Origin of the sequence: Enterobacter sp. ECC-219 (genome assembly GCF_043966805.1) — a bacterium.
Lineage (GTDB): Bacteria > Pseudomonadota > Gammaproteobacteria > Enterobacterales > Enterobacteriaceae > Enterobacter > Enterobacter cloacae_N.
The window spans coordinates 2103548-2126560 of record NZ_CP143680.1 but is presented as its reverse complement, the minus strand read 5'-3'; the positions used below and the strand labels follow the sequence as shown (position 1 = coordinate 2126560).

Annotated in this window: 22 protein-coding genes; 11 read left to right on the top strand and 11 right to left on the bottom strand. The window is 58.1% G+C overall.

All coding sequences use genetic code 11. The annotated features are described in order from the left end of the window. Window positions 1–27 precede the first annotated feature (27 nt). Window positions 28–1317, top strand: a complete 1290-nt coding sequence (bioA, locus tag V1603_RS10000; RefSeq protein ID WP_395313854.1) for an adenosylmethionine--8-amino-7-oxononanoate transaminase — start codon at window positions 28–30, stop codon at window positions 1315–1317. 48 nt (window positions 1318–1365) lie between these two features. Beyond that, a complete protein-coding gene (locus tag V1603_RS09995) occupies window positions 1366–1842 on the top strand; it encodes a kinase inhibitor (protein ID WP_116343361.1) in 477 nt (158 codons plus the stop codon). A 103-nt stretch (window positions 1843–1945) separates the two neighbouring features. On the opposite strand, the gene hutH is transcribed toward V1603_RS09995, so the two are convergent. The 5 genes from hutH to hutI all read right to left on the bottom strand — a co-directional run bounded on the left by hutH (window position 1946) and on the right by hutI (window position 8188). After that, on the bottom strand, window positions 1946–3466 hold the full coding sequence (gene hutH / locus V1603_RS09990; RefSeq protein ID WP_320720448.1) for a histidine ammonia-lyase: 1521 nt from the start codon (window positions 3464–3466) through the stop codon (window positions 1946–1948). Beyond that, window positions 3463–5151 (bottom strand): urocanate hydratase, encoded by a 1689-nt coding sequence (hutU, locus tag V1603_RS09985; RefSeq protein WP_395313853.1) that lies wholly within the window; start codon window positions 5149–5151, stop codon window positions 3463–3465. The genes hutH and hutU overlap by 4 nt, the downstream gene beginning before the upstream one ends. Window positions 5152–5278: 127 nt before the next feature. Beyond that, a complete protein-coding gene (locus V1603_RS09980) occupies window positions 5279–6013 on the bottom strand; it encodes a histidine utilization repressor (RefSeq protein ID WP_116343358.1) in 735 nt (244 codons plus the stop codon). A 19-nt stretch (window positions 6014–6032) separates the two neighbouring features. Beyond that, a complete protein-coding gene (gene hutG / locus V1603_RS09975) occupies window positions 6033–6971 on the bottom strand; it encodes a formimidoylglutamase (RefSeq protein WP_395313852.1) in 939 nt (312 codons plus the stop codon). Then, window positions 6968–8188 carry an imidazolonepropionase gene (gene hutI / locus V1603_RS09970; protein WP_163330759.1) on the bottom strand — a complete coding sequence of 407 codons (1221 nt, stop codon included), beginning with the start codon at window positions 8186–8188 and terminating at the stop codon, window positions 6968–6970. Before hutI ends, hutG begins: the two co-directional genes overlap by 4 nt. 224 nt (window positions 8189–8412) lie before the next feature. Between hutI and V1603_RS09965 the strand changes: the two genes are divergently transcribed. Beyond that, entirely contained in the window at window positions 8413–9696 is a 1284-nt protein-coding gene (locus V1603_RS09965; RefSeq protein WP_116343355.1) for a putative acyl-CoA thioester hydrolase, read from the top strand. 52 nt (window positions 9697–9748) lie between these two features. Here V1603_RS09965 and tisB read toward each other — a convergent pair whose 3' ends face one another. Continuing rightward, on the bottom strand, window positions 9749–9838 hold the full coding sequence (gene tisB / locus V1603_RS09960; protein ID WP_023332440.1) for a type I toxin-antitoxin system toxin TisB: 90 nt from the start codon (window positions 9836–9838) through the stop codon (window positions 9749–9751). Between the two features lie 442 nt (window positions 9839–10280). Beyond that, complete coding sequence (gene pgl / locus V1603_RS09955) at window positions 10281–11276, bottom strand: 6-phosphogluconolactonase (protein WP_116343354.1); 996 nt, start codon at window positions 11274–11276, stop codon at window positions 10281–10283. A 140-nt stretch (window positions 11277–11416) separates the two neighbouring features. Here pgl and V1603_RS09950 point away from each other — a divergent pair, with 140 nt between their 5' ends. Next, entirely contained in the window at window positions 11417–12235 is an 819-nt protein-coding gene (locus V1603_RS09950; protein WP_232935967.1) for a pyridoxal phosphatase, read from the top strand. On the opposite strand, the gene modC is transcribed toward V1603_RS09950, so the two are convergent. The 4 genes from modC to V1603_RS09930 all read right to left on the bottom strand — a co-directional run bounded on the left by modC (window position 12236) and on the right by V1603_RS09930 (window position 15086). Beyond that, window positions 12236–13294, bottom strand: coding sequence for a molybdenum ABC transporter ATP-binding protein ModC (gene modC, locus V1603_RS09945; RefSeq protein WP_116343352.1), 1059 nt, complete (start codon window positions 13292–13294; stop codon window positions 12236–12238). It abuts the gene before it with no gap. Between the two features lie 2 nt (window positions 13295–13296). Beyond that, entirely contained in the window at window positions 13297–13986 is a 690-nt protein-coding gene (gene modB, locus V1603_RS09940) for a molybdate ABC transporter permease subunit (RefSeq protein WP_116343351.1), read from the bottom strand. Continuing rightward, entirely contained in the window at window positions 13986–14759 is a 774-nt protein-coding gene (gene modA / locus V1603_RS09935) for a molybdate ABC transporter substrate-binding protein (protein WP_116343350.1), read from the bottom strand. The genes modB and modA overlap by 1 nt, the downstream gene beginning before the upstream one ends. Before the next feature lie 177 nt (window positions 14760–14936). Further along, window positions 14937–15086 (bottom strand): AcrZ family multidrug efflux pump-associated protein, encoded by a 150-nt coding sequence (locus V1603_RS09930; RefSeq protein ID WP_013097516.1) that lies wholly within the window; start codon window positions 15084–15086, stop codon window positions 14937–14939. 127 nt (window positions 15087–15213) lie between these two features. Here V1603_RS09930 and modE point away from each other — a divergent pair, with 127 nt between their 5' ends. From modE to gpmA, 7 genes are all read left to right on the top strand, one after another. Beyond that, window positions 15214–16002, top strand: coding sequence for a molybdenum-dependent transcriptional regulator (modE, locus tag V1603_RS09925; RefSeq protein ID WP_232935965.1), 789 nt, complete (start codon window positions 15214–15216; stop codon window positions 16000–16002). Window positions 16003–16069: 67 nt separating this feature from the next. Further along, the gene (gene modF, locus V1603_RS09920) at window positions 16070–17542 is read left to right on the top strand and encodes a molybdate ABC transporter ATP-binding protein ModF (RefSeq protein WP_395313851.1); all 1473 of its coding nucleotides are present in this window, start codon (window positions 16070–16072) and stop codon (window positions 17540–17542) included. A gap of 200 nt (window positions 17543–17742) precedes the next feature. Continuing rightward, window positions 17743–18759: a UDP-glucose 4-epimerase GalE gene (gene galE, locus V1603_RS09915; RefSeq protein WP_041910754.1), complete on the top strand. Its 1017-nt coding sequence runs from the start codon at window positions 17743–17745 to the stop codon at window positions 18757–18759. Window positions 18760–18768: 9 nt separating this feature from the next. Further along, window positions 18769–19815: a galactose-1-phosphate uridylyltransferase gene (gene galT / locus V1603_RS09910; RefSeq protein WP_163330754.1), complete on the top strand. Its 1047-nt coding sequence runs from the start codon at window positions 18769–18771 to the stop codon at window positions 19813–19815. Window positions 19816–19818: 3 nt separating this feature from the next. After that, window positions 19819–20967: a galactokinase gene (gene galK, locus V1603_RS09905; protein WP_116343346.1), complete on the top strand. Its 1149-nt coding sequence runs from the start codon at window positions 19819–19821 to the stop codon at window positions 20965–20967. Further along, on the top strand, window positions 20961–22001 hold the full coding sequence (gene galM, locus V1603_RS09900) for a galactose-1-epimerase (RefSeq protein ID WP_395313850.1): 1041 nt from the start codon (window positions 20961–20963) through the stop codon (window positions 21999–22001). The genes galK and galM overlap by 7 nt, the downstream gene beginning before the upstream one ends. A 206-nt stretch (window positions 22002–22207) precedes the next feature. Next, window positions 22208–22960: a 2,3-diphosphoglycerate-dependent phosphoglycerate mutase gene (gene gpmA / locus V1603_RS09895; protein ID WP_008501111.1), complete on the top strand. Its 753-nt coding sequence runs from the start codon at window positions 22208–22210 to the stop codon at window positions 22958–22960. Window positions 22961–23013: the final 53 nt, after the last annotated feature.

Below are 23013 nucleotides of genomic sequence, written 5' to 3'. Positions count from 1 at the left end.
CTTTTCAAAATGGTTTACAAGTCGATTATGACCCAGGACGATCTCGCCTTCGACAAGCAGCATATCTGGCACCCTTACACCTCCACCACCCGCCCCCTCCCCGTCTATCCGGTGGCCTCGGCCCACGGCTGCGAGCTGCACCTTGCCAGCGGCGAGCGGCTGGTTGACGGAATGTCTTCCTGGTGGGCGGCCATTCACGGCTACAACCACCCGCGCCTGAACGCGGCAATGAAAGCCCAGATTGACCAGATGGCGCACGTGATGTTTGGCGGGATTACCCATCAGCCGGCGGTGGATTTATGCCGTCGCCTGGTGGCGATGACGCCTGAATCGCTGGAGTGCGTCTTCCTGGCCGATTCCGGCTCGGTAGCAGTGGAAGTGGCGATGAAAATGGCGCTGCAGTACTGGCATGCGAAGGGCGAAGCGCGCCAGCGGTTCCTTACCTTCCGCAACGGCTATCACGGGGATACCTTCGGGGCGATGTCGGTGTGCGATCCGGACAATTCCATGCACAGCCTGTGGAAGGGGTATCTGCCGGAAAACCTGTTTGCCCCTGCCCCGCAGAGCCGCTTCGACGGCGAGTGGAACGAGATGGATATGGTCGGTTTCGCGCGGCTGATGGCGGCGCATCGTCATGAGATTGCCGCCGTGATCCTGGAGCCAATTGTGCAGGGCGCAGGCGGGATGCGGATGTACCATCCGGAATGGCTCAGGCGCATTCGCAAGATGTGCGACCGCGAGGGCATTCTGCTGATTGCCGATGAGATCGCCACCGGCTTTGGCCGCACCGGCAAGCTGTTTGCCTGCGAGCATGCGGGCATTTCGCCGGATATTCTGTGTCTGGGCAAAGCGCTGACCGGCGGCACCATGACGCTCTCCGCCACGCTGACCACCCGCCAGGTTGCCGACACCATCAGCGACGGCGAGGCGGGCTGCTTTATGCACGGCCCGACGTTTATGGGCAACCCGCTGGCCTGCGCCGTGGCGAGTGAAAGCCTTGCGATTCTGGAGAGCGGCGAGTGGCAGACGCAGGTTGCGGCGATAGAAGTGCAGCTGAAATCGGAACTGAGCGCCGCCTCCGGTGCGAATTTCGTGGCGGACGTGCGCGTACTGGGCGCCATCGGGGTGATTGAAACCACCCATCCGGTGAATATGGCGGCGCTGCAGCGCTTCTTCGTGGACCAGGGCGTGTGGGTGCGGCCTTTCGGCAGGCTTATCTACCTGATGCCGCCGTATAGCATTACGCCAGAGCAGCTACGTAAATTAACCGACGCGGTCGTAACAGCCGTTAACATTCCCGCGCATTTCACGATTTAACCCCATGCGTTACACTTCCTGAACGAGTGAATAACGAGGGTAAACCGTATGAAAATCATCAGTAAAGATCTGCGCGACGGTGAAAAACTCCCTGAACGCCACGTTTTCAACGGCATGGGGTATCAGGGCGATAATATCTCCCCGCACCTGGCGTGGGACGAGGTTCCAGCCGGAACCAAAAGCTTTGTCGTGACCTGCTACGACCCGGACGCGCCGACCGGCTCCGGCTGGTGGCACTGGATCGTAGCGAACCTGCCCGCCGACACGCGCGTCCTGCCGCAGGGTTCCGGCTCTGATCTGGTTGCCCTGCCTGAGGGCGCGATTCAGACCCGCACTGATTTTGGTAAAGCGGGCTACGGCGGCGCGGCGCCGCCAAAAGGGGAAACCCACCGCTATATCTTCACGGTGCACGCGCTGGACGTGGAGAAGATTGAGGTTGATGAAGAGGCGAGCGGCGCGATGGTCGGGTTTAACGTGCATTTCCATTCGCTGGGGAGCGCGTCGATTACGGCGATGTATTCATAATCGAGCGAATTAATGGCCCCTCACCCTAGCCCTCTCCCCATAGGGGAGAGGGAACTTGAACACCCTCTCCCTTATGGGGAGAGGGCCGGGGTGAGGGGAACCATCACAGTACGGAAGGCAACAGCCCCACCAGCCGCCCCTCTTCCAGAAGCTGCATCGCCTTATCAATATCCGGCGCAAAGAAGCGGTCATCATCGTAGTGCGTAACGTGCTCGCGCAGTTCCTGACGCGCCTGCTCCAGCAGCGGGCTGGATTTAAGCCCATCACGCAGATCGATACCCTGACACGCCGCCAGCCACTCCACCGCCAGCACGCCGCGGGTGTTTGAGGCCATTTCCCACAGACGACGCCCGGCAGCCGGCGCCATCGAAACGTGATCTTCCTGGTTTGCAGACGTCGGCAGGCTGTCCACGCTGTGCGGGTGCGACAGGGCTTTGTTCTCGCTTGCCAGCGCGGCTGCGGTCACCTGGGCAATCATAAATCCCGAGTTGACCCCACCATTACGCACCAGGAACGGCGGCAGCTGGGACATATGTTTATCCATCATCAGCGCAATGCGGCGCTCGGACAACGCGCCGACTTCGGCAATCGCCAGCGCGATGTTATCCGCCGCCATCGCCACCGGCTCAGCGTGGAAGTTGCCTCCGGAGACCACCTCGTTTTCCTGGGCGAACACCAGCGGGTTATCGGACACCGCGTTGGCCTCCACCAGCAGCACCTCTGCCGCCTGGCGCAGCTGCGTCAGGCACGCGCCCATCACCTGCGGCTGGCAGCGCAGGGAATACGGATCCTGAACCTTCTCGCAGTTATGGTGTGAATCGGCAATTTCGCTGGTGTCGGTAAGCACGTGGCGGTACATCGCGGCGGCATCAATCTGCCCGCGCTGGCCGCGCACCGCGTGGATGCGGGCGTCGAACGGGCGACGCGAGCCCAGCACGGCTTCGGTGGTCAGCGCACCGCACACTACCGCCGAGGCAAACAGATCTTCCGCTTCAAACAGGCCGCGCAGCGCGAAGGCCGTCGATGCCTGAGTGCCGTTCAGCAGTGCCAGCCCCTCTTTCGCCGCCAGCGTAATTGGCGTTAATCCGGCTTTTTTCAGTGCCTCCTTCGCAGGCAGCCACTCGCCCTGCCAACGCGCTTTGCCTTCGCCCAGCAGCAGCAGCGACATGTGCGCCAGCGGCGCGAGGTCGCCGGATGCGCCTACGGAACCTTTGGCCGGGATCCACGGGTAGACCTCTGCATTCACCAGCGCCATCAGCGCCTGGATGACGCTCAGGCGAATGCCCGAGAAACCGCGCGCCAGGCTGTTAATTTTGAGCACCATCATCAGGCGGACAATCTCATCATCCAGCGGCTGACCCACGCCCGCCGCGTGCGACAGCACCAGCGAACGCTGTAAGTTTTCCAGATCGTGCGTGGCGATGCGGGTCTGCGCCAGCAGGCCAAAGCCGGTGTTAATCCCGTAGGCGGTGCGCCCCTCGGCCACGATGGCTTCAACGCAGGCGACGCTGTCATTAATGGCGGCGTGAGCGCTTTCATCCAGCGAAAGGGTGACCGGTTTACGCCAGACGTTACGCAGCTGTTTGAGCGTCAGCGAGCCGGGAGTGAGTGTTAAGGCGTTCATTCATGCTTTCCTTGTGTGGCAGGGATCATCGGCAGGTTCAGCCCCTGCTCTTTGGCACAGTCAATGGCAATCTCGTAACCCGCATCCGCGTGACGCATCACGCCGGTTGCCGGGTCGTTGTGCAGCACGCGAGCGATACGCGCGGCGGCTTCATCGGTACCGTCACAGACGATGACCATCCCGGAATGCTGGGAGAAGCCCATCCCCACGCCGCCGCCGTGGTGCAGCGAGACCCAGGTCGCGCCGCTGGCGGTGTTCAGAAGGGCGTTGAGCAGCGGCCAGTCGGAGACCGCATCCGAGCCGTCGCGCATGGCTTCGGTTTCGCGGTTCGGGCTGGCAACGGAGCCGGAGTCCAGGTGGTCGCGGCCAATGACGATCGGCGCGGAGACTTCACCGCTGCGCACCATTTCGTTGAAGGCGAGGCCCAGCTTTTGCCGCCACTCCAGCCCAACCCAGCAGATGCGCGCCGGCAGGCCCTGGAAGCTGATGCGCTCGCGGGCCATGTCCAGCCAGTGGTGCAGATGTTTGTCATCCGCAACGATCTCCTTCACTTTGGCATCAGTTTTGTAGATATCCTGCGGATCGCCGGACAGGGCAACCCAGCGGAACGGGCCGATGCCGCGGCAGAACAGCGGGCGAATATAGGCAGGCACGAAGCCGGGGAAGTCGAAAGCGTTATTCACGCCCATCTCTTTCGCCATCTGGCGGATGTTGTTGCCGTAGTCAAAGGTCGGAATCCCCATCTGGCTGAAGGCCAGCATGGCAGAAACGTGTTCGGCCATAGAGCGTTTCGCGGCAAGCACGGTGCCTTCCGGGTCGGTCTCCGCTTTTTGCTGGTATTCTTCCCACGCCCAGCCTTTTGGCAGGTAGCCGTGCAGCGGATCGTGGGCGCTGGTCTGGTCGGTGACGAGATCCGGGCGCACGCCGCGGGCAACCAGCTCCGGCAGAATATCCGCCGCGTTGCCGCACAGGGCAATCGACACGGCTTTGCCTTCGGCGGTGTATTTTTTAATGCGCGCCAGCGCATCGTCCAGATCGGTTGCCTGTTCATCGACGTAGCGGGTGCGCAGACGGAAATCAATGCGGCTCTGCTGGCACTCAATGTTCAGCGAGCAGGCGCCGGCAAGCGTGGCGGCCAGCGGCTGCGCGCCGCCCATGCCGCCGAGACCCGCGGTCAATACCCAGCGGCCTTTGAGCGAGCCGTTATAGTGCTGGCGACCGGCCTCCACGAAGGTTTCGTAGGTTCCCTGAACAATCCCCTGGCTGCCGATGTAGATCCAGCTACCGGCGGTCATCTGGCCATACATCGCCAGCCCTTTCGAATCCAGCTCGTTGAAGTGTTCCCAGGTGGCCCAGTGCGGCACCAGGTTAGAGTTGGCGATCAGCACACGCGGCGCGTTTTTATGGGTTTTGAACACGCCAACCGGCTTGCCGGACTGCACCAGCAGGGTTTCGTCGTGTTCGAGTTCGGTCAGGGATTGTACAATGGCGTCATAGCATTCCCAGTTGCGCGCGGCGCGGCCTATGCCGCCGTAGACCACCAGCTCGTGGGGATTTTCCGCCACCTCGGGATCGAGGTTGTTCATCAACATGCGCAGCGGGGCTTCGGTGAGCCAGCTTTTGGCGGTAAGCGTGGTGCCGCGCGCGGCGCGGACGTCCTGCTGACGGTATTTACCTGACGACATTGTGTGCTCCTCATAAGGGACAGATGATACATTTAGATATACTTGTATAGACAAGCACACACAAGATCGTATTTAACAAAAAAGATACAATTTTGTTATATTGCGTTAGCGATCACGCTTATAAAACTTATGACATAAAGTGGCCCTGTAGCCGGTAACGGTTACCCGGGAAGAGCAGCCGGGCATGCGACACGATGTGCGATGACGACCAGGTACGACGGCGGATCAGCAGGCACGGATCATGCTCTTTAATGCGCAGCCGTTCGCACTCCTGCGGCGTGGCGCGCACGGCCTCCACAATGTGCTCCCCTTCCGTCAGCGGAGCGACGAGCGAGAGATAGGCATGTGGCGTAGTTTGGGTGTAATCCTGATTGAGATAGTCCGGTATCCGCTCTGCGTTGACGCAGCGATCTTCAATCTGCACCGGAATGTCGTTTTCAAAATGCACCATCACGGAGTGGAAGATGCGGCTGCCTTCTTTGACGTTCAGCTCTGCGGCCTGCTCGACGCTGGCCTGGGTCTCTTCCAGCACCAGCACTTCGCACCGGTGATGATGATTACGTGCGGCAATTTCGTCCGCGATGCTGCGGATTTCAAACAGGGCAGATTGCCCTTTGGGTTCCGCCACGAAGGTGCCAACTCCCTGCAGGCGCACCAGAAGCCCTTCGTCGGTCAGCTCTCTCAGCGCCCGGTTGACGGTCATCCGGCTAAAACCGAACTGGGCCACCAGCTCGGCCTCCGACGGAATGCGGTCGTGCGGGCGCCAGACGCCGGTTGCGATTTTTTCGCTGATCGCCTGCTTCACCTTTTCATAGAAAGGCGCGGGAGGGCTCGGCTGCGGCAGGGGCGAGCGTGAAAACATCATGACTCCTTAAATAGTGTTATGCCCACCAGTGAGCAATTTGCCAGGCCAGACGGGCGGCGAGCTTTGCGCCCTGTCCGTCCCGATCGTACTGCGGGTTAAACTCTACCAGATCGGCGGCCTGCAGCTTACCGCTGCGGCAGATTTGTTCGATAACCGGCAGCAGATCCAGCGCCGGGACTCCTAACGCGGCCGGGGCGGAAACGGCAGGCATTTCGCTTGCGGGCAGAACGTCCAGATCGATCGTCAGGTAGACGCGATCGGCCTGCGCCAGCACCTTTTCCAGCGCCGGTAGGGCCTCGCGCCTGAAATGGAGATCCTCTACCAGCCTGACGTTCAGGCGTTCGGCCTCATCCCACAGTGCCTGGGTGTTCGCCGCGCGGCTGACGCCAAAGCAGGCGTAGCGAAACTCGCTCCCGCGTTCATCGCAGTAGTTAGCCAACTGACGAAACGGCGTACCGGACGTCGCCCGGTCGGCCTTGCGCAGGTCAAGATGCGCATCCAGATTTATCACCGTCACACGCTCTCCAGGGAACGCATCCAGAATCCCCCGACCATGCGCCCAGGCGGTTTCGTGCCCGCCGCCAAACACCAGCGTGCGCATCCCGGACTGCTGGCAGGCCGTGACGGCATCGCTTAACGCCTGCTGTGCCGCTTCCAGCTCATCGCCCTCAACGTACACCGAGCCCATATCCGCCAGCCGTTCGTGCCCCTGATGGCTTGCCATATTTGCCAGCGCTTTGCGCAGGATATCAGGAGCCTGTACGGCGCCAGGCCTGCCCTGATTGCGTTTAACCCCTGCATCACATTCAAAGCCTATCAGCGCAATGCCGGATGAAAGCGGCGTAAACTGCGCCTGATGGTGTATCGTCTGGAAAATGCGCGTTGCATTGCTGGCCTCGGCGCTGTCGTCGCGCCCCTGCCAGACGGTTTCGGCTACGGGCCGCCATAACCTCATACTGCCTCCCCACGGAAAACGCGTTGATAAAGCGGGTTGCGCCCCGGCTCGTAGACCATCTCCACCGGGTGGCGAGCATCCCAGACGATAAAATCAGCGACAAACCCCGCCCGCAGCTGCCCGTGGGTAGCACCGCGCCCCAGCGCCTGCGCCGCATGCCGCGTGACGCCAGCCCAGGCCTCTTCCGGTGTGAGGCCAAACTGGACGCAGGCCATATTCATCGCCAGGTGCAGGCTGGCAAACGGGCTGGTGCCGGGGTTATAGTCGGTGGCGACGGCCATCGGGACCCCCTGTTTTCTGAGCCGTTCAACCGGCGGACGCTGGCGCTCCTGAAGAAAATAGAACGCGCCGGGAAGCAATACCGCAACCGTGCCGCTTTCCGCCATCGCCTGAACGCCTGCGTCATCGAGATATTCGATATGATCGGCCGACAGCCCGTTATATTGGCTCACCAGCGCCGCGCCGCCCTGATTCGACAGCTGTTCAACATGTCCCTTCACCGGGATTCCGAGCGCGGTCGCGGCCTGGAAGAGGCGCTCGGTTTGCGACGGGGTAAAGCCGACGTTTTCACAAAACACGTCTACTGCTTCATATAACTCTTTTTGCCACAGCGTGGGCAGGATCTGCTCACAGACCAGCGTGAGGTACGCATCCGGATCCTGCCGGTATTCCGCTGGTACGGCGTGTGCGGCCAGCAGCGTTGCGCTGATATCGATCGGATTATTGAGGCTCAGCTGGCGGGCAACCTGCAGCATCTTCTCTTCGGCCTCGGCGTTGAGTCCGTATCCCGATTTGATTTCAACGGTCGTCACACCTTCATTCATCAGACGCTGGAGCCGTTGCTGCGCCAGTGTCAGCAGGGTTTCCGGTGAACTGCCGCGCGTTGCCGTCACGGTGGCGTTAATCCCGCCCCCCTGGGCGCTGATGGTTTGATAAGAGACGCCGTTCAGACGCTGCTCCCACTCCGCCGCGCGGTCACCGCCGAACACCAGGTGGGTATGGCAGTCAATCAGGCCTGGCGTGACCAGACGTCCCTCAAGATCGACGACGTGACGGTGTCCGGCAGGAATGTCAGATTCAGGGATCACGGCAAGGATAGTTTGACCGCGCACGACCAGGGCGTGCTGCTCTTTCAGGCCATAGGGCGCGGATGTGTCGGGAACCATTGTTGCCAGTCGCGCATTTCGCCATATTACATCGTCAGGATGAAGCTGCATGGGCATTCCACTTGTCATGGGTTGTATAGACATTTATTTGCATCCATCGTCTGCTGTCAACCGCCTTGAGGGAAAATGTTATTTATTTGTGATGACTTTCCCGTCACCTCATGGCAAAAAATGCAACTTTTACCCTTTTTATCTTCCCGTTTCGCTCAACTTAGTATAAAAAAGCAGGCTATTTCGTCTATCCCGTAAAGACTTGCATACCCAGGAGCTTCACCTTGAACATTTCCAGGATTTCCCGTCTGGCGTTAGCGCTCGCCTTTGGCGTGACATTATCCGCATGCAGTTCAACACCACCGGATCAGCGACCTTCTGAGCAGGTAGCGCCCGGTACCGCTTCCCGCCCGATTTTGTCCGCAGATGAAGCGAAGAACTTCGACCGTGCCCACTACTTCTCGGCAATGGATCCTAACGCCGCGCCGTGGACACCGTCTTCAATTAACCTGCCAAAACAGCCTGACTTCGTGGTTGGCCCGGCGGGTGCGCAGGGCGTTACGCACACCTCCATTCAGGCTGCGGTTGACGCGGCCATTACTAAACACAGCGCGTCTCGCCAGTACATCGCGATCCTGCCGGGTGAATATGAAGGCACCGTGTATGTTCCGGCGGCCCCGGGCAGCATTACGATTTACGGTCTGGGCGAAAAAGCGCTCGACGTAAAAATTGGCCTGGCGATTGATTCCGAAATTGACAACAACACCTGGCGTCACCTGGTGAACCCGGCCGGCAAATATATGCCGGGCAAACCGGCGTGGTATATGTTTGATAACTGCCAGAGCAAGCGTTCCGCCACCGTTGGCGTGATGTGCTCGGCGGTATTCTGGTCTCAAAATAACGGCCTGCAGCTGCAGAACCTGACCATCCAGAATACCCTGGGCGACAGCGTGGATGCCGGTAACCACCAGGCCGTTGCGCTGCGTAGCGATGGCGATAAGGTGCAGATTAACAACGTCAACATTCTGGGTCGTCAGAACACCTTCTTCGTGACCAACAGCGGCGTGCAGAACACCCTGCAGAATAACCGCCTGACCCGTACGCTGGTGACCAACAGCTACGTTGAAGGTGACGTGGATCTGGTGTCCGGTCGCGGCGCGGTAGTGTTTGATAATACCGATTTCCGCGTGGTGAACTCACGCACTCAGCAGGAAGGTTACGTGTTTGCGCCAGCAACTCAGTCTAACCTCTTCTACGGCTTCCTGGCCGTGAACAGCCGCTTCAACGCGGCCGGTGACGGCGTGGCGCAGCTGGGACGCTCCCTGGACGTGGACTCTGCCACTAACGGCCAGGTCGTGATCCGCGACAGCGTGATCAACGAAGGCTTTAACGTGGCGAAGCCGTGGGCTGATGCCGCTGTCTCCAAACGTCCGTTCTCCGGCAATACCGGTACGATGGATGATAAAGGGAACGTGCAGCGCAACCTGAACGACGCGAACTTCAACCGCATGTGGGAATACAACAACCGCGGTCTGGGCAGTAACGTGGTCGCTGAGCCGAAGCAGTAAGATAAGAGTAAAAGGGGGATGTTAATCCCCCTTTTTACTGCGACTGGATACGTCAGGCACCAAACTTAAGATACGCATCCAATAGTTGCATAATCGCAACCATGAGTTGCAGGAACAGAATTGCCCATTCCACACCGCTCATACGCCACTCCTTTGGTATAGAGCACTTCTCCTCTGATTTACCTTTCCGCTGCCTGTCACCAGAGGTGTGTTGGTTATGTTTTGACGTGCTCCGCAGTTTAGGCACTGTCGGCACCACCCGACAGCCAGGACTTGAAACGGATCCTGAATTGCGGAACTGCAACACATCAAACCAACGAACAGAATGATATCAGACCATTACTGTACATAAAAACAGTTAAATGGAGTTTAGGAATTTATAAAGAGAAAACAAATAAGTAACTGTTTATACTGAATATTAATATCCACCATCGTCTCATAATCTCTTTTTTTCGTTGATGATGAATTTACATCACCTTAAGCCAATATTATGATGGACGTGTTGGTTACGTTTTGATGTGCTCACCCGGCAACCACCGGGCATAAAAAACCTCGCATTCGCGAGGTTTTTTGTTTTTAGCGGCTTAGTGAGCGTTTACCACTACCCACATTGGCCCCTGGCCGACGGCGTACCGTCCTTTCTCTTCCAGCAGCCCCTGCTCGCCTTTGATTTCATACAGCGCGATGTGGTGGGATTTCTGCCCCGCCGCAATCAGGTATTTACCGCTGTGATCGATATTAAAGCCGCGCGGCTGGGTTTCCGTTGGCTGGAAACCTTCAATCGCCAGCACGCTGCCGTCTTCAGAGACGCTAAACACGGTAATCAGGCTGGAGGTACGGTCGCAGGCGTAAAGGTGGCGGCCATCCGGCGTGATATGAATATCCGCCGCCCAGCGGGTATCGGAGAAGTCAGACGGCATCATATCCAGCGTCTGCACGCACTCAATCTGACCGTTTGGATCTTTCAGTTCCCATACGTCCACAGAGCTGTTCAGTTCATTGACGACGTAGGCATATTGCTGGTTCGGGTGGAAGACCATATGGCGAGGACCTGCGCCCTCAACGGTGGTGACCTCAGCCGGATTCTGCGCCACCAGGTGACCATCGTCGCTCAGGGTGAACAGGCAGATACGATCCTGCTTCAGCGCAGGCACCCACAGCGTGCGGTTGTCCGGAGAGATATTCGCCGAGTGACAGCCTTCCAGCCCTTCCACCACATCCACGGTATCCGTCGGAATACCATCTTCAAGTCGCGTCACGCTGACGCAGCCCGCATTATAGGAGCCGCTGAAAACGAAGTTGCCTTTACGATCGGTCGAGATGTGAGTCGGGCTGCCCGGCAGTGGCGCTTCAGCGGTGTAGGTCAGCGCGCCGTCGTCAGGAGAGATGCGGTAGGCCAGCACGCGAAACTCCGGACGCACACCCACGTACAAGAAACGTTTATCCGGGCTGATGACCATCGGTTGCACCTGGCCCGGCACATCAACAACCTGAACCAGCGTGAGCGAACCTTCTGCATTCAAGCGCCAGACGTGGATCTGCTGACTTTCAGGACTGGCGGTATAAACGGTTTGTTTCATGAATACTCCTTTCCTCACTGCACGTGAAAGTGATTATTTTTAACGGTGAATGCTGAATTTTAGCCAGGAATTTTGCAGCGATTTACTCTCGGTGTAACATCCCCTGAGACCTAAAATTCAACATTAACCCGGAAGAACAAATGACCTCGCGTGTGATTGCACTGGATTTAGACGGAACATTACTTACCCCTCAGAAAACCCTGCTCCCCTCCTCCCTTGAAGCGCTTAAACGTGCGCAGGAAGTGGGGTATCAACTCCTTATCGTAACGGGTCGACATCACGTTGCCATTCACCCTTTTTATCAGGCACTGGCGCTAGATACACCTGCAATTTGTTGTAATGGCACTTATTTGTATGATTATCAGGCAAAAAAGGTTTTAGCCGCCGACCCGCTGCCGGTTCCGCAGGCGCTGCAACTGATTGATCTGCTGGATGAGCATGACGTACACGGTCTCATGTACGTAGATAACGCGATGGTGTACGAGCGCCCTACCGGCCACGTGGTGCGCACCAGCAACTGGGCATTGTCCCTGCCTGAAGCGCAGCGCCCGGTCTTTACCCAGGTTTCCTCCCTGCGCCAGGCGGCCCGGGATGTTGAGGCTATCTGGAAATTCGCCCTGACGGATGAAGACACCACCAAACTGAATACCTTCGCGAAGCACGTCGAGGAAACGCTGGGGCTGGAGTGCGAATGGTCCTGGCATGACCAGGTGGATATTGCCCGCAAGGGTAACAGCAAAGGCAAGCGCCTGACGCAGTATGTGGAATCAAAAGGCGGGTCGATGCAGGACGTGATCGCCTTCGGCGATAACTACAACGACATCAGCATGCTGGAAGCCGCCGGTACGGGCGTGGCGATGGGCAATGCCGACGACGCGGTGAAAGCGCGCGCCAACGTGGTGATTGGCGACAACACCACCGACAGCATCGCGCAGTACATTTATACCCACCTGCTGTAATCAGGCGGTGATTGAGACGCTCTTAATTTGCGCGTAAAGCCACAGGCCGGGCTTGATTGCTAACTCATCCCTGGCCCACGGGCTGATGCGCGCCCAGAGCGTCCTGCTGCCGACTTCAAGCTTCACCTCCACCTGCCCGTTATCATCAAAACACTCCGCCACTTTGGCGCGCAGAATATTGCGAATACTGGTTTGCAGCGGCGGCTGCAGCACCAGCGAGACGTCCGACGCCTGGATGCGAATTCGCAGCGCAGACTGTAACGGTTTATCGATCTTATTGACCCACAGATGCTGGTCACCCAGCGCCAGCGCGGTCATCGCGTAGTGCGGATGGTGTTCCAGAACGCTGACCTTCAGGATGCTGCTCTGCTGCTCTCTCGGTAACCAGGGGTGCATTACGCTGCTGCCCCACACCTCTTCCAGGTTGCCGAAGGCCTTCACGCTGCCCTCTTCCAGCACGAGCACTTTGTCGGCCAGATGAAGGATCTCATCCAGCGAATGGCTGACGTAGAGCATCGGAATATTAATTTCACGCGTCAGTCGCTGCAGATAAGGCAGAAGTTCGCGCTTGCGCGGTATATCGAGCGAGGCCAGCGGCTCGTCGAGCAGCAGCAGTTCGGGGGCGGTCAGCAACGCGCGGCCAATGGCCACCCGCTGTTTTTCTCCGCCGGAGAGTGAGGACGGCAGCCTGTCGAGCAGAGGCTCAATGCCTAAAAGCGTGACCAGCTTGTCAAACTGCCCGGCCATGCTTTTCGCCATGCCGTAGCGCAGGTTGCCGCGCACGCTGTAGTGCGGGAACAAGCGCGCGTCCTGGAAAACGTAGCCGATGCGGCGCTTGTCCGGTGAGAGGTAAACTTTGTTCTCCACGTCATTCAGGACGCGGTTATTCAGGACAATACGCCCTGACTGCGGGCGCGTCAGGCCGCTGATGGCGTTAATCAGAGACGTTTTTCCCGCTCCCGACACGCCGAAGACGGCGGTGATGCCGCTTGCAGGCAGCGTCTCGTTAAGCGTCAGGGTATGGTTTCCCAGCGTCTGGGTGAAATTCAATTCCAGCATCGTTATTTCCCCATCCGCTCGCGGCTCAGCCGCGCCAGCCATTCAGAAACCAGCAGCGAAACCAGGGCTAGTACGATTGAGATGATGCACAGCCGCGCTGCGGCACTCTCTCCCCCCGGCGTCTGAATCAGGGTGTACATGGCCGACGGAATGGTTCGCGTCTCACCGGGAATGTTCGACACAAACGTGATGGTCGCGCCGAACTCGCCCAGCGAGCGGGCGAAGGCCAGCACCGTCCCGACAATAATGCCCGGCAGCGTAAGCGGGAGCGTGATGGTGAAAAAGACGCGCCAGCGTCCGGCGCCCAGCGTGCGGGCCGCCTGTTCGAGCTTCATGTCCACGCCTTCCAGCGCGAGGCGGATTGCCCTCACCATCAGCGGGAATGACATCACCGCCGCCGCCAGCACCGCACCGCGCCAGCTAAAAGCGAATGTGAGTCCGAACCAGTCGTAGAGCCTTTCGCCGATAAAACCGCGTCGCCCCATCGAAATCAGCAGCAGGTAACCGACCACCACAGGCGGTAAAACCAGGGGGAGATGCAGCACGCTGTCGAGCAGCGCTTTGCCGGGAAACCGACAGCGAACCAGTAACCAGGCAAAGAAGATCCCAAAGGGCAAACTCAGCGCAACCGCCAGGGAAGAGACTTTAAGGCTCAGCAAAACAGCCTGCCATTCAGGATCGGTCAGTATCATCAGTGAGTCGTAAATCCATAACGTTTAAAGATTGCGGACGCCTCCGGCCCCTTCAGATAATCGCGGAAGGCCGTTACGGTCGCATTTTTATGTCCATCAACAATCGCGACAGGATATTCCACTTTCTTGTGGGAATCTTCCGGGAATGTTGCCACCACCTTCACGCCTTTGCTGGCAACGGCATCGGAGCCATACACTATGCCCAGCGGAGCTTCGTTGCGTTCCACCAGCGCCAGCGCGCCGCGCACGTCTTCCGCCGGGGCCAGCTTCGGCGACAATGTCTCCCATGCCCCCAGCGTTTGCAGCGCTTCTTTGGCATAGATCCCGGCCGGAACGTGCTCCGGATCGCCCACCGCCAGACGCCCACCGTTCAGCAGATTTATCCAGTTGGTCTCTTTATTGATGGTGATGTCCGCCTGCGCGCTGGCTTTTGGTGCCACGACAACCAGGCTATTCCCCAGCAGCGTTTCGCGGGTTGTTGCATCAATCGCTCTCTTCTCCGCCGCGTAATCCATCCACTTCTGGTCAGCCGAGATGAACAGATCCGCCGGTGCGCCCGCTTCTATCTGGCGCGCCAGCGTCGAAGAAGAGGCAAAAGAGGAGACCACCTCGACGTTTTTCTCTTTTTTATACGCCGCCGCGATATCCTGCAGCGCGTTGGTCAGTGACGCCGCCGCAAAGACCGTGATTTTACCCTCGTCCGCCAGCGCGTGTCCGGTAAGTGAAAGCGTCAGCGTTGCCCCTGCGAAAAGGCGTACCCATGAACGTGCCATCTGTAACTCCTGTGAGTAGCGTTATATACAAATTAATATAACGATATCTTCAGGGAGATCCCAGCGGTAAATCGTACCGCTCAAGGGGTAAGGCGGACGGATATCTTAATAATATCGGCGAAAATGAAAAAATCTTGAGAGCAAAACGCCCGGGCAAGCCGGGCGTTTTGTGGGAAATTAATGCTGCTTTTTCGCACGGTCTCTGTGACCGATATTCGAAAAGACGTTGAACACTTCACCCAGGCCGTAGATGGCACCGAGGATGATGGCCATCACTACTGGTACCATGATCACGGCGAATACCAGACTTTTCAACAACTCTAACATGGTTTTCTCCAGATTTTGTGAATGGGCTATTCTACCCTGAAAAGTAAGAAAAACATCCCCTTTTGTGCGGTGCCCTTTGCGCCCTGCACCATTTGGGTCACAATATTCTTTTTGCCAGGACACTGTTATGCAGGCCGAAATTCTTCTTACTCTCCGACTTCAGCAAAAGCTTTTCGCCGACCCCCGGCGTATTGCCCTGCTTAAACAGATAGAACAGACCGGCTCAATTAGCCAGGGAGCCAGGAATGCCGGGATTAGCTATAAAAGCGCCTGGGATGGCATCAATGAAATGAACACCCTGAGCGAACAACCGCTGGTGGACAGAGCCACAGGGGGCAAAGGCGGTGGCGGGGCTGTCGTCACACGTTACGGCCAGCGTCTGATTCAGCTCTACGATCTCCTGGGACAAATCCAGCAAAAAGCGTTCGATGTATTGAGTGACGACGATAACGTTCCGCTGGACAGCTTGCTGGCCGCCATTTCCCGCTTCTCGTTACAGACCAGCGCCCGCAACCAGTGGTTTGGTACGGTGACGGCGCGCGATAATCTCCAGGTACAGCAGCATATTGAGATCCTGCTTGCCGATGGCGTCACCCGTCTGAAAGCGGCGATAACGGCGCAGAGCGCAGAGCGCCTCGATCTGGACGAAGGTAAAGAGGTGCTGGTGTTGCTTAAAGCGCCCTGGGTCAACATCACGCGTGACCCGGACAAGGCAAAGGCCGCAGATAACCAGCTGCGCGGCGCCATCAGCCATATCGAACGCGGCAAAGAGCAGTGCGAGGTGCTGATGCCCCTGGCAGACGGACAAACCCTTTGCGCGACGGTCCCGCTCAGCGAGGCGGACGGTTTAGAAGAAGGTGCTATCGTCACCGCATATTTCAACGCAGACCGGGTGATTATCGCCACATTGTGCTGAGTGCATTGACAATCGTGCCGACAGTGCGTATCCCTGACAGCAGTTGCTGCAAAAAATGGGATACATCATGTCATCATTGCATATTTCGCAAGGTACGTTTCGTCTTAGCGATACCCGAACGCTGACGATTGCCGATCTGACAATACGCGCGGGTGAAAGCTGGGCGTTTGTCGGCACCAACGGCAGCGGTAAATCCGCGCTGGCCCGCGCGCTGGCCGGAGAGCTTCCCCTTCTCAAAGGCGAATACCAGAGCCATTTCAAACGCGTGACGCGCCTGTCCTTTGAACAGCTGCAAAAGCTGGTAAGCGACGAGTGGCAGCGCAATAACACCGATTTACTCAGTCCTGGTGAAGAAGACACCGGCCGCACGGCGGCGGAGATTATTCAGGATGAGGTGAAAGATCCCGCTCGCTGCCAGCATCTGGCGGAACAATTTGGCATCTCCGCTTTGCTGAACCGGCGGTTTAAATACCTCTCTACCGGCGAGACGCGGAAAACGCTTCTGTGTCAGGCGCTCATGGGCCAGCCGGAGCTGCTGATTCTGGATGAGCCCTTTGACGGGCTGGATGTTCACTCCCGCGGCCAGCTTGCCGCCCTGCTGGGCTCTCTGACTCAGGAAGGTTATACGATCGTACTGGTGCTGAACCGCTTTGATGAAATTCCTGATTTCGTGCAGAACGCGGGCGTGCTGGCAGACTGCAGCCTGATCGAAACCGGGGAAAAATCTGCGCTGCTCAAGCAGGCGCTCATTGCCCAGCTTGCGCACAGCGAAAAGCTGGCGGGAATTGCGCTGCCGGAGCCCGACGCGCCGGCAGCTCGCCACGGTCTCGATCCCCGGCAGCCGCTTATCGTTCTGCGCGACGGGGTGGTTTCCTATGATGACCGTCCGATCCTTAACCACCTCAGTTGGACGGTCAATCCTGGCGAGCACTGGCAGATTATCGGCCCTAACGGCGCGGGAAAATCAACGCTGCTGAGCCTGATCGTCGGCGATCACCCGCAGGGCTATAGCAACGATCTGACGCTTTTCGGGCGGCGTCGCGGCAGCGGCGAAACCATCTGGGATATCAAAAAGCACATCGGCTACGTCAGCAGCAGCCTGCATCTTGATTACCGGGTCAGTACCACGGTACGCAACGTGATCCTTTCCGGCTATTTTGATTCCATCGGCATTTATCAGGCGGTGTCGGACAAACAGCGCAAGCTGGCCCAGCAGTGGCTGGATATTCTGGGCATGGACAGCCGGGTCGCTGACGCGCCGTTTCATAGCCTGTCGTGGGGGCAGCAGCGCCTGGCACTGATCGTTCGCGCGCTGGTAAAACACCCTACGCTTCTGATCCTCGACGAACCGCTGCAGGGGCTGGATCCGCTCAACCGGCAGCTGATCCGCCGCTTTGTAGACGTGCTGATTAGCGAAGGTGAAACGCAGCTGCTGTTCGTTTCACACCATGCCGAAGATGCCCCTTCCTGCATTACCCACCGCCTGGAGTTTGTCGCGGACGGCGAGGGTTATCGCTACCTTCTCAGCAGCGTCGATTAACCGTGGAGGGCACCGCCCTCCTCTTTTCAGATAACTTGCATCAATACATCGCTATCTCTTTGATCTAGAATGCTCTGACTCATCGAAAAAGCGAGTGTGAAAACGAGTGTAAACGATTCCACTATTTTATCCCATGTCACACTTTTAGCGTCTCTGTTATGCTATGGTTATTACATACCATAAGCCCAATGGAGCGAATTATGCGAGTTCTGGTAACAGGTGGTAGCGGTTACATCGGAAGTCATACCTGTGTGCAGCTGCTGCAAAATGGTCACGATGTGATCATCCTCGACAACCTGTGCAATAGTAAGCGCAGCGTGCTGCCGGTAATTGAACGTCTTGGCGGTAAACAGCCAACTTTCGTAGAAGGCGACATCCGCAACGAAGCGCTGATGACCGAGATCCTTCACGACCACGCCATCGAAGCGGTGATCCACTTCGCGGGCCTGAAAGCAGTTGGTGAATCCGTTGCGAAACCGCTTGAGTATTACGACAACAACGTCAACGGTACCCTGCGTCTGATCTCCGCCATGCGCGCGGCGAACGTCAAAAACTTTATCTTTAGCTCCTCCGCCACCGTCTATGGCGATCAGCCAAAAATTCCTTACGTTGAGAGCTTCCCGACCGGTACGCCGCAAAGCCCGTACGGCAAAAGCAAGCTGATGGTGGAGCAGATCCTGACCGACCTGCAAAAAGCGCAGCCGGAGTGGAGCATCGCGCTGCTGCGCTACTTTAACCCGGTCGGTGCGCATCCGTCCGGCGATATGGGTGAAGATCCGCAGGGTATTCCGAACAACTTAATGCCGTACATCGCCCAGGTGGCGGTAGGCCGTCGCGAGTCGCTGGCCATTTTTGGTAATGACTATCCCACCGAAGACGGCACCGGCGTGCGCGACTATATCCACGTGATGGATCTGGCAGACGGCCATGTTGCAGCCATGCAGCAGCTGGCTGACAAACCGGGCGTGCATATTTATAACCTCGGCGCCGGGGTCGGCAGCAGCGTGCTGGACGTGGTTAACGCCTTCAGCAAAGCCTGCGGTAAGCCGGTGAACTACCACTTCGCTCCGCGTCGTGATGGCGACCTGCCTGCTTACTGGGCCGATGCCACCAAAGCCGATAAAGAGCTGAACTGGCGTGTCACCCGCACGCTTGATGAAATGGCACAGGATACCTGGCACTGGCAGTCACGCCACCCGCAAGGATATCCGGACTAAGGATCCGTCATGACTTCGTTTAATCCCGTCGATCATCCGCATCGTCGTTTTAACCCGTTAAGCGGGCAATGGATTTTGGTTTCCCCGCATCGCGCCAAGCGCCCCTGGCAGGGGGCGCAGGAGACGCCTGCAAAACAGACGCTGCCACAGCATGACCCGGACTGCTTCCTGTGTCCGGGCAATACGCGCGTCACCGGGGATAAAAACCCGGACTACAAGGGCACCTTCGTCTTCACCAACGATTTTGCCGCCCTGATGACTGACACGCCGGACGCCCCCGCAAGCCACGACCCGCTGATGCGCTGCGAAAGCGCGCGCGGTACCAGCCGCGTGATCTGCTTCTCGCCCGATCACAGCAAAACGCTGCCAGAGCTGAGCGTGGACGCGCTGAAAGAGGTGGTCAGCACCTGGCAGGCGCAAACCGCTGAGCTGGGGCAGAGCTATCCGTGGGTGCAGGTGTTCGAAAACAAAGGCGCGGCGATGGGCTGCTCTAACCCGCATCCACACGGCCAGATCTGGGCGAACAGCTTCCTGCCCAACGAAGCCGAGCGTGAAGATCGTCTGCAGAAAGCCTATTTCGCAGAAAACGGCTCACCCATGCTGGTGGACTACACTCAGCGTGAGCTGGCCGACGGCAGCCGTACCGTGGTGGAAACCGAGCACTGGCTGGCCGTCGTTCCCTACTGGGCCGCCTGGCCGTTTGAAACGCTGCTGCTGCCGAAAGCGCACGTTCAGCGCATTACCGATCTCAGCGACGCGCAGCGCGACGACCTGGCGCTGGCGCTGAAAAAACTGACAAGCCGTTACGACAACCTGTTCCAGTGCTCCTTCCCGTACTCCATGGGCTGGCACGGCGCACCGTTTAACGGGGAAGAGAATCAGCACTGGCAGTTGCACGCCCATTTCTACCCGCCGCTGCTGCGCTCTGCGACGGTGCGTAAATTTATGGTGGGCTATGAAATGCTGGCGGAAACCCAGCGTGACCTGACGGCGGAACAGGCGGCAGAACGCCTGCGCGCCGTTAGCGACGTCCACTATCGCGAATCAGGAGTCTAAAAAATGAGTCTGAAAGATAAAACACAATCCCTGTTTGCTGAGAAATTTGGCTACCCTGCCACCCACGTTATCCAGGCGCCCGGCCGCGTTAACCTGATCGGTGAACACACCGACTATAACGACGGCTTCGTGCTGCCGTGCGCCATCGATTACCAGACGGTCATCAGCTGTGCGAAGCGCGACGACCGCAAAGTCCGCGTCATTGCGGCAGATTACGGTAATGAGACGGACGAGTTTTCCCTCGATGCCCCGATTGTGACGCACGACAGCCAGCAGTGGTCTAACTACGTACGCGGCGTGGTGAAGCATCTGCAGAAGCGCAACAAGAACTTCGGCGGTGCCGATTTAGTCATCAGCGGCAACGTGCCTCAGGGTGCGGGCTTAAGTTCGTCGGCCTCGCTCGAAGTGGCCGTGGGAACCGTCTTCCAGCAGTTGTATCATCTGCCGCTGGACGGCGCGCAAATTGCGCTGAACGGCCAAGAAGCGGAAAACCAGTTCGTGGGCTGCAACTGCGGCATTATGGACCAGCTGATCTCTGCGCTGGGCAAAAAAGAGCACGCGCTGCTGATCGACTGCCGCTCGCTGGGCACCAAAGCCGTTCCGCTGCCAAAAGGCGCGGCCGTCGTGATTATCAACAGCAACTTTAAACGCACGCTGGTGGGCAGCGAATACAACACCCGCCGCGAACAGTGCGAAACCGGTGCGCGCTTCTTCCAGCAGCCTGCCCTGCGCGACGTGACGCTCAATGAATTTAACAAAGTGGCGCACGAACTGGATCCGGTTGTCGCCAGGCGCGTTCGTCACGTGCTGACGGAGAACGCCCGTACCGTTGAAGCCGCGTCCGCACTGGCGAAAGGTGACCTGAAACGCATGGGTGAACTGATGGCAGAATCTCACGCCTCCATGCGCGATGATTTTGAAATCACCGTGCCGCAGATCGACACCCTGGTGGACATTGTGAAAGCGGTCATTGGCGACAAAGGCGGCGTACGCATGACGGGCGGCGGTTTTGGCGGCTGCATCGTCGCGCTGGTGCCTGAAGAGCTAGTCCCTGCCGTCCAGGACGCCGTGGCGAAGCAGTACGAAGCGCAAACGGGCATCAAAGAAACGTTCTATGTATGTAAAGCATCACAAGGAGCCGGACAGTGCTAAACGAAACACCTACCCTCGCACCGGATGGTCTGCCGTATCGCCTGTTAACCCTGCGCAACAGCGCGGGGATGGTGGTTACGCTTATGGACTGGGGTGCGACCCTGCTATCAGCCCGCGTACCAATGCCGGATGACAGCGTGCGCGAAACCCTGCTCGGCTGCGCCTCGCCTGAGCAGTATGTCAATCAATCCGCCTATCTGGGCGCGTCCGTAGGGCGCTATGCCAACCGTATCGCGAAGAGCCGCTTTGAGCTCGACGGCGTCCAGTACGCCCTGCTTCCAAGCCAGGGTGAGAACCAGCTGCACGGCGGGCCGGACGGCTTTGACAAACGCCGCTGGAAGATTGTTCGTCAAAACGACGGGGAAGTGCTGTTCTCACTGGATTCGCTTGATGGCGATCAGGGCTTCCCGGGGAATCTTATCGCGTCCGCGCGCTTCACGCTGACCGACGACAACCGAATCGCCATTGAATACCGTGCGACGGTCGATAAGCCATGTCCGGTCAACCTGACTAACCATGCCTACTTCAATCTGGACGGCAACCAGTGCGACGTACGTAACCACAAGCTGCAGATCCTGGCTGACGCTTATCTGCCGGTTGACGAGATGGGCATTCCGTATCAGGGCCTTAAAGACGTGAGCGGGACCAGCTTTGATTTCCGCAGTGCTAAAGTTATCGCCCAGGATTTCCTGAGCGATGACGATCAGCGCAAGGTGAAAGGCTACGATCACGCGTTCCTGCTGCACGCCAAAGGTGATGTGAAGCAGCCTGCCGCGCAGGTCTGGTCTGCGGATGAGAAGCTGCAGATGACGGTGTACACCACCGCCCCTGCCCTGCAGTTCTACTCAGGCAACTATCTTGGCGGCACCACGGCGCGCGAACACGATGAGTACAGCGACTGGCAAGGGCTGGCGCTGGAGAGCGAATTCCTGCCGGACAGCCCCAATCATCCTGAATGGCCGCAGCCGGACTGCGTGCTGCGCCCGGGTGAAGAGTACGTGAGCGTCACAGAGTATCATTTCATTCCGCATTGATTTCCAGCCCTCCCATCGGAGGGCTTTTTTCTGCGCGTCTTGCTGAAAATAGCGCCGATCGCAGACAAAATCATAACCCTGGATTCACAAGCATCTTACACTCAGAGACTATTTTCGCTATGGTTAGGGTTAAGCGTTGCTGGTGGCACCGCCACGGCAATATAATGAGAATTGTTATCATTCTAAAAATGCTTGAGGAGTAAGAGATGGCTATTACTAAGCTGGTTCTGGTGCGTCACGGCGAAAGCCAGTGGAACAACGAAAACCGCTTTACCGGTTGGTACGACGTTGATCTGTCTGAGAAAGGCGTAAGCGAAGCAAAAGCAGCAGGTAAACTGCTGAAGGAAGAAGGCTTCAGCTTTGATTTTGCTTACACCTCTGTGCTGAAACGTGCCATCCATACCCTGTGGAACGTGCTGGACGAACTGGACCAGGCCTGGCTGCCGGTTGAGAAATCCTGGAAACTGAACGAGCGTCACTACGGTGCGCTGCAGGGCCTGAACAAAGCGGAAACCGCTGAGAAATACGGTGACGAGCAGGTTAAACAGTGGCGTCGCGGCTTCGCGGTCACCCCACCAGAGCTGACCAAGGATGACGAGCGCTATCCGGGCCACGACCCGCGCTACGCGAAACTGACCGACGCTGAGCTGCCAACCACCGAGAGCCTGGCGCTGACCATCGACCGCGTTGTGCCTTACTGGAACGAAACCATTCTGCCACGCCTGAAAAGCGGCGAGCGCGTGATCATTGCCGCTCACGGTAACTCCCTGCGCGCGCTGGTGAAATACCTGGACAACATGGGTGAAGACGAGATCCTCGAACTGAACATCCCAACTGGCGTGCCGCTGGTGTATGAGTTCGACGAAAACTTCAAGCCAATCAAACACTACTACCTGGGTAACGCGGACGAAATCGCAGCGAAAGCAGCGGCTGTCGCGAATCAGGGTAAAGCGAAGTAATTTTCGCCAGTCGTAAAAAAAGCGCGGAGCCTTCCGCGCTTTTTTATTTGTGC

Excerpts from the sequence above, each read along its gene's own strand:
- modF (WP_395313851.1), top strand. The coding sequence starts at position 16,070 with ATGTCATCATTGCATATTTCGCAAGGTACGTTTCGTCTTAGCGATACC.
- V1603_RS09950 (WP_232935967.1), top strand. The coding sequence starts at position 11,417 with ATGACCTCGCGTGTGATTGCACTGGATTTAGACGGAACATTACTTACC.
- tisB (WP_023332440.1), bottom strand. The coding sequence starts at position 9,838 with ATGAGCGGTGTGGAATGGGCAATTCTGTTCCTGCAACTCATGGTTGCG.
- modE (WP_232935965.1), top strand. The coding sequence starts at position 15,214 with ATGCAGGCCGAAATTCTTCTTACTCTCCGACTTCAGCAAAAGCTTTTC.
- hutH (WP_320720448.1), bottom strand. The coding sequence starts at position 3,466 with ATGAACGCCTTAACACTCACTCCCGGCTCGCTGACGCTCAAACAGCTG.
- modB (WP_116343351.1), bottom strand. The coding sequence starts at position 13,986 with ATGATACTGACCGATCCTGAATGGCAGGCTGTTTTGCTGAGCCTTAAA.
- galT (WP_163330754.1), top strand. The coding sequence starts at position 18,769 with ATGACTTCGTTTAATCCCGTCGATCATCCGCATCGTCGTTTTAACCCG.
- hutU (WP_395313853.1), bottom strand. The coding sequence starts at position 5,151 with ATGTCGTCAGGTAAATACCGTCAGCAGGACGTCCGCGCCGCGCGCGGC.
- galE (WP_041910754.1), top strand. The coding sequence starts at position 17,743 with ATGCGAGTTCTGGTAACAGGTGGTAGCGGTTACATCGGAAGTCATACC.
- modA (WP_116343350.1), bottom strand. The coding sequence starts at position 14,759 with ATGGCACGTTCATGGGTACGCCTTTTCGCAGGGGCAACGCTGACGCTT.
- V1603_RS09995 (WP_116343361.1), top strand. The coding sequence starts at position 1,366 with ATGAAAATCATCAGTAAAGATCTGCGCGACGGTGAAAAACTCCCTGAA.
- pgl (WP_116343354.1), bottom strand. The coding sequence starts at position 11,276 with ATGAAACAAACCGTTTATACCGCCAGTCCTGAAAGTCAGCAGATCCAC.
- bioA (WP_395313854.1), top strand. The coding sequence starts at position 28 with ATGACCCAGGACGATCTCGCCTTCGACAAGCAGCATATCTGGCACCCT.
- hutI (WP_163330759.1), bottom strand. The coding sequence starts at position 8,188 with ATGCAGCTTCATCCTGACGATGTAATATGGCGAAATGCGCGACTGGCA.
- galK (WP_116343346.1), top strand. The coding sequence starts at position 19,819 with ATGAGTCTGAAAGATAAAACACAATCCCTGTTTGCTGAGAAATTTGGC.
- modC (WP_116343352.1), bottom strand. The coding sequence starts at position 13,294 with ATGCTGGAATTGAATTTCACCCAGACGCTGGGAAACCATACCCTGACG.
- hutG (WP_395313852.1), bottom strand. The coding sequence starts at position 6,971 with ATGAGGTTATGGCGGCCCGTAGCCGAAACCGTCTGGCAGGGGCGCGAC.
- gpmA (WP_008501111.1), top strand. The coding sequence starts at position 22,208 with ATGGCTATTACTAAGCTGGTTCTGGTGCGTCACGGCGAAAGCCAGTGG.
- V1603_RS09980 (WP_116343358.1), bottom strand. The coding sequence starts at position 6,013 with ATGTTTTCACGCTCGCCCCTGCCGCAGCCGAGCCCTCCCGCGCCTTTC.
- V1603_RS09930 (WP_013097516.1), bottom strand. The coding sequence starts at position 15,086 with ATGTTAGAGTTGTTGAAAAGTCTGGTATTCGCCGTGATCATGGTACCA.